This is a genomic window from Aeromonas sp. QDB30 (assembly GCF_027707645.1).
GTDB lineage: Bacteria > Pseudomonadota > Gammaproteobacteria > Enterobacterales > Aeromonadaceae > Aeromonas > Aeromonas caviae.
The window spans coordinates 1-10,230 of the sequence record NZ_JAPCIY010000102.1 but is presented as its reverse complement, the minus strand read 5'-3'; the positions used below and the strand labels follow the sequence as shown (position 1 = coordinate 10,230).

General features: G+C 60.8%; 10 protein-coding genes. 5 read left to right on the top strand and 5 right to left on the bottom strand.

The genetic code is table 11. From position 1 onward, the window contains the following. Positions 1-111: 111 nt before the first annotated feature. Complete coding sequence (locus PG896_RS19455; RefSeq protein WP_010675145.1) at positions 112-933, bottom strand: MetQ/NlpA family ABC transporter substrate-binding protein; 822 nt, start codon at positions 931-933, stop codon at positions 112-114. A 363-nt stretch (positions 934-1,296) separates the two neighbouring features. Between PG896_RS19455 and PG896_RS19450 the strand changes: the two genes are divergently transcribed. Then, positions 1,297-1,725, top strand: coding sequence for a VOC family protein (locus PG896_RS19450; RefSeq protein ID WP_233721026.1), 429 nt, complete (start codon positions 1,297-1,299; stop codon positions 1,723-1,725). 14 nt (positions 1,726-1,739) lie between these two features. On the opposite strand, the gene PG896_RS19445 is transcribed toward PG896_RS19450, so the two are convergent. After that, positions 1,740-1,937 carry a hypothetical protein gene (locus tag PG896_RS19445; RefSeq protein WP_010675148.1) on the bottom strand — a complete coding sequence of 66 codons (198 nt, stop codon included), beginning with the start codon at positions 1,935-1,937 and terminating at the stop codon, positions 1,740-1,742. A 220-nt stretch (positions 1,938-2,157) separates the two neighbouring features. Here PG896_RS19445 and PG896_RS19440 point away from each other — a divergent pair, with 220 nt between their 5' ends. Together PG896_RS19440 and PG896_RS19435 are read left to right on the top strand one after the other, a co-directional pair. Further along, the gene (locus PG896_RS19440; RefSeq protein WP_103242947.1) at positions 2,158-2,697 is read left to right on the top strand and encodes a hydrolase; all 540 of its coding nucleotides are present in this window, start codon (positions 2,158-2,160) and stop codon (positions 2,695-2,697) included. Positions 2,698-2,714: 17 nt separating this feature from the next. Continuing rightward, positions 2,715-2,894, top strand: a complete 180-nt coding sequence (locus PG896_RS19435) for a hypothetical protein (RefSeq protein ID WP_223918067.1) — start codon at positions 2,715-2,717, stop codon at positions 2,892-2,894. An 18-nt stretch (positions 2,895-2,912) separates the two neighbouring features. On the opposite strand, the gene modF is transcribed toward PG896_RS19435, so the two are convergent. Together modF and ppsA are read right to left on the bottom strand one after the other, a co-directional pair. Continuing rightward, positions 2,913-4,367 carry a molybdate ABC transporter ATP-binding protein ModF gene (gene modF, locus PG896_RS19430; protein WP_103242946.1) on the bottom strand — a complete coding sequence of 485 codons (1,455 nt, stop codon included), beginning with the start codon at positions 4,365-4,367 and terminating at the stop codon, positions 2,913-2,915. 118 nt (positions 4,368-4,485) lie between these two features. Continuing rightward, on the bottom strand, positions 4,486-6,858 hold the full coding sequence (gene ppsA / locus PG896_RS19425; RefSeq protein ID WP_048207926.1) for a phosphoenolpyruvate synthase: 2,373 nt from the start codon (positions 6,856-6,858) through the stop codon (positions 4,486-4,488). A 307-nt stretch (positions 6,859-7,165) separates the two neighbouring features. Here ppsA and ppsR point away from each other — a divergent pair, with 307 nt between their 5' ends. Beyond that, positions 7,166-7,978, top strand: a complete 813-nt coding sequence (gene ppsR / locus PG896_RS19420; RefSeq protein WP_010675153.1) for a posphoenolpyruvate synthetase regulatory kinase/phosphorylase PpsR — start codon at positions 7,166-7,168, stop codon at positions 7,976-7,978. Positions 7,979-8,107: 129 nt separating this feature from the next. Here the strand turns inward: ppsR and PG896_RS19415 are convergent, their stop codons facing one another. Next, positions 8,108-8,383 (bottom strand): hypothetical protein, encoded by a 276-nt coding sequence (locus PG896_RS19415; protein ID WP_102983832.1) that lies wholly within the window; start codon positions 8,381-8,383, stop codon positions 8,108-8,110. A gap of 356 nt (positions 8,384-8,739) precedes the next feature. On the opposite strand from PG896_RS19415, the gene PG896_RS19410 reads away from it, so the two are divergent. Next, positions 8,740-10,116, top strand: a complete 1,377-nt coding sequence (locus tag PG896_RS19410) for an amino acid permease (protein WP_039041364.1) — start codon at positions 8,740-8,742, stop codon at positions 10,114-10,116. Positions 10,117-10,230: the final 114 nt, after the last annotated feature.

Here is a 10,230-nt window from a genome sequence, read left to right as displayed (position 1 = left end):
AGCCAAACCACAGAAGTATGCGACGAGAAAACCTAGTAAAAACAATGCCAGTCAGGCTTAACTGACTGGCATTAGGCACCTGGGTGCCCGTTTTTATCGCTTGTACGCCACTCACCCCTTCTGCTGCCAGCCCTCGGGATACTTGTAGCCGACGAAGCGCTTGGCGGCATAAGCCTTGAATTCGGGGGAGTTGTAGGCGGCCGCCACATCCTTGGCGAACGGCTTGCCCGCATCGGCGCTCTTGACCACCACCCAGTTGATGAAGTCATAGCTGCGCTCGAGGAAGAGGCCGGAGCTGAACGGGATCCCGCTTGAGGCGGCAAAGTTGCCGTTGATGACGGAGAAGTCCACATCCTCACGGGAGCGCGGCAGCTGCGCCGCTTCCAGCAGCACCAGCTTGAGGTTGTGGGGGTTCTTCACCACGTCGAACTCGCTCGCCTTGAGGGGATTGATCCCCTCCTTGAGGCTCAGCCAGCCCAGATCCTGCAACATCAGCAGTGCCCGCGCCTGGTTGGTGGGATCGTTCGGGATGGCGACCGTGCTTCCCTCTTTCACCGCCTTCAGATCCCCCAGCTTGCCGGCGTAGAGCCCCATGGGACCGGTCGGCACCTGAGTGATGGGCGCCAGAGAGAGACCCCGGTCTTTGGCGAAGCTCTCCAGATAGGGCTTGTGCTGGAAGCAGTTGACGTCAAGCGACCCGTCCGCCAGGGCGATATTGGGGGTCACGTAATCGGTGAACTCCACCAGTTTGACCTTGTAGCCCTTGGCTTCGAGCTGCGGCTTGATGGCGTCGGTGACCATGTCGGCAAAGTCGCCAACCGTGGTGCCGATGACGATCTCTTTCTTCGCCTCATCGATGGCAAAGGCGGACAGCGGCAGGCTGCTGGCGAGCAGCGCCAGGGCGGAAAGGGTGAAGAAGGAACGACGTTGCATAAAAACTCCCTGTCAACATGATCATCAAAACGGTGAGCGGTCGGGGGCGCGAACATGCAGTCAGCGCACAACCATCTAGCCATCTAAACGGCTAATTGAGCACACCATAACAGAGCTCGTAGCCTTCGCCAAGCAACAAAACCGGGCAAGCTTGGCCAGCGCGAAGCAAAGCGCATCCCGCAACTGGATGAAAAATCTTTGACAGAGCACGCAGTTATGCGCCTTGCCCTCTCCCTGCCTGGAGTCAAACTAACTTATTGTGGTCATTCGATACCCATTTCAACGGTTCCCATGAGGGCCTGATGGGCTGCTCTACACCCAGGCAACACAAGGAGTCACCGTGTCGATCATGTTGAAATCAAGGTGGTGCGTTTTGACTCCTGTCAGCACTTCTACGCCACCGTGCTGGCTCCTCTTTTGATAGAACTCAAATGGTCTGATGAGACGGCGGCCGGTTTTGGCCTGATGGGCCGCGATCACGTGGGCTTCCTGATTGAGCGGGGGCAGCAGGGCGCCTCCTGCCATCTCGCATTCAGGGCCGACGACGCGACACAGGTGGATGCGTTCCATCACGCGGGGATCAAGGCAGGCTTTGCCTGCAATGGGTTGCCGGGACTGCGTCCCCACTATGCCCCCAATTACTACGCCGCCTTCCTGCGCGATCCCGATGGCAGCAACATCGAGGCGATGACCTACATTGAGTCCTCACACGCCGCAAACACATCGCAGCACTGTGCCACCCAGCAAAAGGCCCTGCATTCGGTGAATCCAGGGCCTGAGAAGTACACGTAGTGAGTCGGGTTAGATTATTTGACCGCCTTGCTGGCGTTCTCCAAGGCCTGCTTCTCGGCGGCGTTCATGATGGACGCCTGGCGGTTTTGCTCGGCCTGGTAGCAGGCGTCCTTGCTGATCCCTTGCGCCTGGCATTCCGCCATGCGTTGTGCCGGGCTGGCGCAACCGGCCAAAAGGCCAGCCAGGGAGACGAACAGGATTATCTTCTTCATGGTACTTCTCATCGTTAATGGAAAATCGTCCAACTACGCAGTAGCGGGTTGATGCGTCGCCCCTTGTCATGCACACCACAACTGAGAAAACGGGCTCCATGACGCGCATCCTAGTGCCCGCCACGCCGTCGGTCAGCTCACAATTTGTATCAAGATGTACGCGAGAATGGCTCCCAGGATGGCGCTGTATCTCATCCGCAACGGAGAAAGGAGACAAAAAATGCACAAACACCATCACCCAGGCCTGCTGGTGGTCGATATTCAGGGCAAGCTGGCCCGCCTGGTCGAGGAGAGCGACGCCCTGATTGCCAATACCGCCAGGCTGGTGCAAGGGGCCAGGGTGCTGGGGCTGCCGGTTGTCTGGCTGGAGCAGAACCCGGACAAGCTCGGTGCCACCGTGCCCGAATTGCAATCGCTGCAGGCAGGCGATCTTGTGCTGCCCAAATACAGCTTCGGCGCCCTGGGGGAGCCCACTGTGGCGACCGCGCTGGCCGAAAGCGGGGTAGAGCATTGGCTGGTATGTGGCATCGAGACCCATATCTGCGTCTACCAGAGCGTGTTGGGACTTCTGGCCAGGGGCGCCCGGGTCTCGCTGGTGGTGGATGCGGTGTCGTCTCGCTGCGCTGCCAACCGGGATCTCGCCATCGGCCAGCTTGCGGCCAGGGGAGCTGCGCTGACGTCGGTGGAGATGTGTCTCTTTGATCTGATGGGGGATTGCCGCCATCCGGCATTTCGCCAGATCCTCTCCCTGGTGAAATGACCGCCATGATGGACAACATGGCGCCCTTTCTGTTCGCCCTCATCGCCTTCGGGGCGGCACTCATGGTGACGGTGACGGGGATGGCCGCCACCCGTCACTATCTGGCCTGGCTCTGGCTGGGGATCATGCTCTTCTTCGGGCTGTGGTGGACGCTGCTGGGGATGCCGCCGCTCCTCGCCGAACCGGCCCCTCTCTGACCATGCCGCCCGGGCGGCTCAGCTCCCCAGACGCTCCTGCAGATAGTCGTATCCTCCCTCCTCCCTTGGCACGAAGCTCAGCCTGTGGGTCAGACCGGGGGGCGCATCATCGGCATGATGGGAAACGAACAACAGCTGGGTTCCCTCGCCCACGAGGCGCGCTACCATCTCCCGCACCAGGTGACGGTTGAGGGGATCCAGTCCCTGCAGGGGTTCGTCCAGGATGAGCAGCGGCGGATGCTTGACCAGGGCACGGGCGATCAGCACCAGTCGCTGCTGACCGAAAGAGAGAGAGTGGAAAGGCTGCGCCCCCTGATCGGCCAGCCCCAGCAGGGCCAGCCACTGGTTGGCCAGCGCCAGCTGACGATCTCCCGGCCGGGTATAAAGCCCGATGGAGTCGTAGAAACCGGAGAGGATCACTGTCTGCACCGGGCAGCTGACACGATAGTCCAGATGCAGCGCCGGGCTCACGAGCCCGATGTGGCGCTTGATCTCCCAGATGCTCTCGCCGCTGCCCCGCCGCCGTCCGAACAGATGGAGCTCATTGTTGTAACCTTGCGGGTGATCTCCGGTGATGAGGGAGAGCAGGGTCGACTTGCCAGCGCCATTCGGTCCCACCAGTTGCCAGTGCTCCCCCTCGTCAATGGTCCAGTCGAGCCCATCGATGATCACCTGATCCCCGTAAGCGATACGCATGGCTTTCATGACGACCCGAGGGCCGGGAGGCAGGGGCTCGGGGGTCGTCAGCGGTGGCGGCAAACGGGGGGATACCGTTTCGGCGCGTGCCAGCTGGGCAACCTCCTGGCTGCCGAGCACCGCCTCGCGCTCCCCCGCCAGCAGCAGACGACACTCGCCGAGCAGGCCGAGGTGAGTGGCAAAGGGGGGGATCTCGTCAAAACGGTTGACGATCACCACCAGGCGCAGCCCCTCTGACACCAGGTCGGCCAGCAACATCATCAAAGAAGCCCTGGCCCCCTGATCCAGACCATCGAAGGGTTCGTCCAACACCAGCAGTTCGGGTCGCCCCAGCAGGGCCCGGGCCAGCAGCAGCTTGCGCCCCTCCCCGCTCGAGAGGTAGCGATAGGGGCGCTCCCACAGGGATTCAATGCCAAAACGGGCCAGCAGCGCGCGGGCCTCATGCTCCTCGCCCCCTGCCTCCAGCATCAGGGTCGATACCCGATACCCCGCCTCCTCCTCTTCCCCCAGCATGTCGGTATTGCGCCGCTGCCAGTCCAGCTCCCCCAGCTGTTGCTGCGACTCGAACGAGAGTCGCTCGGCCCGGACTCGACCCGATACCGCTCCGGCACGCACGACCAGCTCGCCGCACAGGGCCGACGCCAGCGCCGTCTTGCCGCTGCCGTTGCTGCCGACGAAGGCCCAGCAGGCCTGCGGGGTGAGACAGAGTTCGGGAATAACCAGGGTGTGGTGGCCACGCAGGGCCAGGGTGGCGGATTGCCACTGCAATGAGGTCATGGGATCGTCCTGTGATGGGTGCGGAGCGCCTTGCGCATTCCCCTTGTAACAGAAAAAGGGGGGCGCAGACAAAAACGGCGCCATTGCGGCGCCGTGTCATCAAAAAGCGGGGACGGGTTTAGCCAGCCTTGTGCTGCTCGGCCAGATAGAGCCAGGTGTCGACCACGGTATCGGGGTTGAGCGACACGGAATCGATCCCCTGCTCGACCAGCCAGGCGGCGAAGTCCGGGTGATCGGACGGCCCCTGGCCGCAGATCCCCACGTACTTGCCCGCCTTGCGGGCGGCGGCGATGGCCATGGCCAGCAGTGCCTTGACCGCCTCGTTTCGCTCGTCGAACAGGTGGGCGATGAGCCCGGAGTCCCGATCCAGCCCCAGGGTCAACTGGGTCATGTCATTGGAGCCGATGGAGAAGCCGTCGAAGTGCTCGAGGAATTTGTCCGCCAGCAGCGCATTGGAAGGCAGCTCGCACATCATGATGACTTTCAGGCCGCGCTCGCCACGGCGCAAGCCGTTCTCAGCCAGTATCTCCACCACCTGCTCCGCCTCACCCAGGGTACGCACGAAGGGGATCATCACCTCGACGTTGGTCAGCCCCATGACATCCCGCACCCGTTTCATCGCCTCGCACTCGAGGGCGAAGCAGGGGCGGAAACTGTCGGCAATGTAGCGCGACGCACCACGGAAACCGATCATGGGGTTCTCTTCATGGGGTTCGTAACCACGGCCCCCCACCAAGTTGGCGTACTCATTGGACTTGAAGTCCGACATCCGCACGATGACCCGCTCAGGCCAGAAGGCGGCCGCCAGGGTAGCGATCCCTTCCGTCAGCTTGGCTACGTAGAACTCACGTGGGCTCTCGTAGCCCGCGATCATCCTGGTGATGGTGGCCTGGAGTTCCGGGGTCTGCTGATCGAACTCCAGCAGCGCCTTGGGGTGGACCCCGATCATGCGGTTGATGATGAACTCGAGGCGGGCCAGGCCCACGCCGGCATTCGGCAACTGGGCAAAATCGAAGGCGCGGTCCGGATTGCCGACGTTCATCATGATCTTGATGGGCAGGCGCGGCATGTTGCCCACCTCGGTCACCGCCACGTCAAAGTCGAGCTCGCCGTCATAGATGAAGCCGGTGTCCCCTTCCGCACAGGAGACGGTGATGAGCTGACCATCCTGGATGTGGTCGGTGGCGTTGCCGCAACCCACCACTGCCGGAATGCCGAGCTCACGGGCGATGATGGCGGCGTGGCAGGTGCGTCCACCCCGGTTGGTGACGATGGCGGAAGCGCGCTTCATGATGGGCTCCCAATCCGGATCGGTCATGTCGGTGACCAGCACATCGCCGGGCTGCACTTCATCCATCTGGCTGATGGAGGAGATGACACGGGCCGGACCCGCGCCAATCTTGTGGCCGATGGCGCGCCCCTCGATCAGCACCTTGCCGGTTTGCTTGAGGGCAAAGCGTTCGAGGGTATTGGCTTCCTGGCGGCTACGCACGGTTTCCGGACGGGCCTGAACGATGTAGAGCTTGCCATCCTGACCATCCTTGGCCCACTCGATGTCCATCGGACGACCGTAGTGCTGCTCGATGATGAGGGCCTGCTTTGCCAGGGCCATCACTTCCTCGTCCGTGATGCAGAAGCGGTTGCGCTCGGCATCGGTAGTATCGACCACCTTCACCTGACGGCCATGACCGGCATCCCCGGAGTAGGTCATCTTGATGAGCTTGGAGCCCAGCGTCTTGCGCACCACGGCGGGGCGCCCGGCCTTGAGGGTCGGCTTGTGCACATAGAACTCGTCCGGGTTGACGGCCCCCTGCACCACCATCTCGCCCAAGCCCTGGGCGCCGGTGATGAAGACCACGTCGTTGAAGCCGGATTCGGTGTCCAGAGTAAACATGACGCCGGAGGCGGCGAGATCCGAGCGCACCATGCGCTGCACCCCGGCGGAGAGTGCGACCCCCTTGTGGTCATAGCCCTGATGGACCCGGTAGGAGATGGCGCGATCGTTGAACAGAGAGGCAAACACATGCTTGATGGCCGTCATGACGGCATCGATACCGCGCACGTTGAGGAAGGTCTCCTGCTGACCGGCAAACGACGCATCCGGCATGTCTTCCGCAGTGGCGGAGGAGCGCACGGCAAAGGAGGCCTCGAGCCCCGCGCTCAGCTTGTCATAGGCCTCCCGCACCGCCTGCTCCAGAGCGGGCTGGAAGGGTGCTTCCACCACCCAGTCGCGGATCTGCTGACCGGCCCGGTTGAGGGCGGCGATGTCATCCACATCCAGACTGTCGAGCAGGTCATGGATCTTGCCGTTGAGGCCGCTTAACTCCAGAAACTCGTTAAACGCAAAGGCCGTGGTCGCAAACCCGCCCGGCACGGACACGCCGGCCCCCGAGAGGTTGCTGATCATCTCGCCAAGGGATGCATTCTTGCCGCCGACGCGTTCAACGTCCTGCATACCGAGCTGTTCGTACCAGAGTACGTACTGTTGCATTTGCATGTCTCCAGGTTGGGGGGCCAGGGTGACAATTCACCTGCTGTGCCAAGTCGTGTGTTTTTGTTAGTGTCTGTTGCCAACGACCATGAAAACGTTTTCTATTTATTGTCAAAAAAATCCCCGAGCAAGAGTTGGGGATGGTCGTTTGACACAGGCATTCTACAATAGCGACACAAAAAGGTAACGACTCAGGTTTGCAAGCGAGTTCACAACTTGGGCATGGCAGATCTGTTGACAAAAACGATATGGTTTCGAGAGATACTTATTTCTCGCCGCCCCCTGGAGCGCACCACAGGAGTCCGCAGTGCACACCGTATTCTATGTATCCGACGGCACCGCCATCACCGCCGAAGTCTTCGGCCACGCCGTGTTGAGCCAGTTTCCCCTGGCCTTCGAACAGGTAACCATCCCCTTTGTCGAGACCCAGGAGAAAGCGCGCCAGGTACGGGCACGCATTGACGAGCAGTTTCGCCAGACCGGGGTGCGCCCCATCCTGTTTCACACCATCGTCGACCCCATGGTGCGTGAAGAGGTGCTCAAGGCCCAGGCCAGCAGCCACGATTTTCTCAACACCTTCGTGAGCCCTCTCGAACAGGAGCTAGGTATCAAGGCCGAACCCAGGTTGCATCGCACCCATGGCATGGAAAACCGCAAGCTGTACGACGATCGCATCGAAGCGGTCAACTTTGCGCTGGCCAACGACGATGGCATCACCACCAGGGAGTATGACGAGGCAGACATCATCCTCATCGGGGTCTCCCGTTGCGGCAAGACACCGACCAGCCTCTATCTGGCACTGCAATTTGGCATTCGCGCCGCCAACTATCCCTTTATCGAGCAGGACATGGGATCGCTGGAGCTGCCCGCCGCCCTCAAGGCCAATCGCCACAAATTGTTCGGCCTCACCATCATGCCGCAGCGGCTGCACGAGATCCGCAACCAGCGCCGCGCCAACAGCCGCTACTCCTCGCTTGATCAATGCAAACAGGAGCTGGCCAGCGTCGAGAGGCTGTTCCGCCAGGAGGCGATCCGCTTCCTCGATACCAGCTCCCACTCGGTCGAGGAGATCAGCGCCAAGATCCTGGAAGCGACCGGCCTTCGCCGCCAGCTCTGCTAACCTGCAAGGCTGTGACAGCACAACGCACCATTAAACAGGTGAGTGGCAAGATAACGAAACAGAGAAACAGGATGAAAAAATGATGCCAGCATCGTCGCTGGCATCCTATCACTCGCGGGGCAAGCAGGCTCAGGGCTTGTTGAGTTCCTTGTTGTTCATCAACATGCCGTGAAAATGGATGAGTCCCCTGCCCTTGCGGACTCGCTCGCTCAGCCAGCAGGCTGGCACCAACCCCATCCCGGCAGCAAGGATGAGCACCATGGCGACGTGGTTCACCAGGTAATCCGCTCCCAACCAGCCCCAGACAACAAGGCTGCTCATCGCCATCGTCAGCAACATGGGGGAGAGCCAGATCCCGAGCCAGAGCACGACCATCACCAGGCCACCGACTATACGCTCCATCATATGAGTCCCTTTTTATCAAAGGGCAAAAGCATCATAAAAACCAATTCGCGTCAACAGGCGCAAATCCACCCGTACACAAAATCAGCAATCACTCTCAAAACCCCTTTCCAGATCATGAAAAACCTGCATGGCGCACAAAACAGCAGCCAATGATGAGGAAAACAGGTGCATGGACGGTCGATTATCACTATTCTGCTCGGGTTGGTAGCCGCTACAAAAAACAGCCAGCGGCAAACCGTAACGATATAAATACGGATTTCGTCACGTTTTCGGCACAAGATGCCGCGCCAGGCAGAGGACGTGCTGTGGCTGACGGGACGCGAGCCGAGTGATTTCAGCGACGTAAGGAAGGAAGAATGGATCTTCAACAACACGGCGAGGAGCTCAAGCGCGGTCTGAAAAACCGCCATATCCAGCTCATCGCACTGGGCGGTGCCATCGGTACCGGCCTGTTCCTCGGCATTGCCGACACCATCAAGATGGCGGGCCCTGCGGTGCTGCTGGGTTATGCCATCGGCGGCTTCATCGCCTTCCTCATCATGCGCCAGCTGGGCGAGATGGTGGTGGAAGAGCCGGTTGCCGGCTCATTCAGCCATTTTGCCTACAAGTACTGGGGTGACTTCGCCGGCTTCGCCTCCGGCTGGAACTACTGGGTGCTCTATGTGCTGGTGAGCATGGCCGAGCTGACGGCAGTCGGTATCTATGTCCAGTACTGGTGGCCCGAGATCCCGACCTGGATGTCGGCGGCCTTCTTCTTCGTGCTGATCAACGCCATCAACCTCTCCAACGTCAAGGCGTTCGGCGAGATGGAGTTCTGGTTCGCCATCATCAAGGTGGTCGCCATTCTCGGCATGATTGGATTCGGCGGCTGGATGCTGTTCTCCGGCAGCGGCGGCCCCGAGGCCACGGTCAGCAACCTCTGGGCCCAGGGGGGCTTCTTCCCCAACGGCGTCGGCGGGCTGGTGATGGCCATGGCCTTCATCATGTTCTCCTTCGGCGGTCTGGAGCTGGTCGGCATCACGGCAGCGGAAGCGGACAATCCCGAGAAGAGCATCCCCAAGGCCACCAACCAGGTGATCTACCGCATCCTCATCTTCTACATCGGTGCCCTCACCGTACTGCTCTCCCTCTATCCCTGGGGCAAGGTAGTGGAAGGCGGCAGCCCGTTCGTGATGATCTTCCATGCGCTCGACAGCAACCTGGTAGCCAACGTACTTAACCTGGTGGTGCTGACCGCCGCGCTGTCGGTGTACAACAGCTGCGTCTACTGCAACAGCCGCATGCTGTTTGGCCTGGCCAAGCAGGGCAACGGCCCCAAGGCCCTGCTCAAGACCAGCAAGAGCGGCGTGCCCCTGACCGCCATCACCATCTCGGCCGCGGCCACCCTGCTGTGCGTGCTCATCAACTATTTGATCCCGGGCAAGGCCTTTGGTCTGCTGATGTCTCTGGTGGTCTCCGCCCTGGTCATCAACTGGGCCATGATCAGCCTGGCGCACCTCAAGTTCCGCAAGGTGAAGGCTGCAGAAGGCGTCACCACCAAGTTCAAGGCACTGTGGAGCCCGTTTGGCAACTACCTCTGCCTCGCCTTCATGGCCGCCATCCTGGTGATCATGTACATGAACGACGGCACCCGCATCTCGGTCGAGCTGATCCCGGCCTGGGTCCTGGTACTCGGTATCGGCTATCTGCTCAAACAGAAGAGCCAACGCAAGCTGGCGACCAACCTGGGCTAGGCATCGAGCCTCCTCCAACAAAAATGCCGGTCACTGACCGTAATGCCAGTCAGTTAAGCCTGACTGGCATTGTTTTTACTAGGTTTTCTCGTCGCATACTTCTGTGGTTTGGCT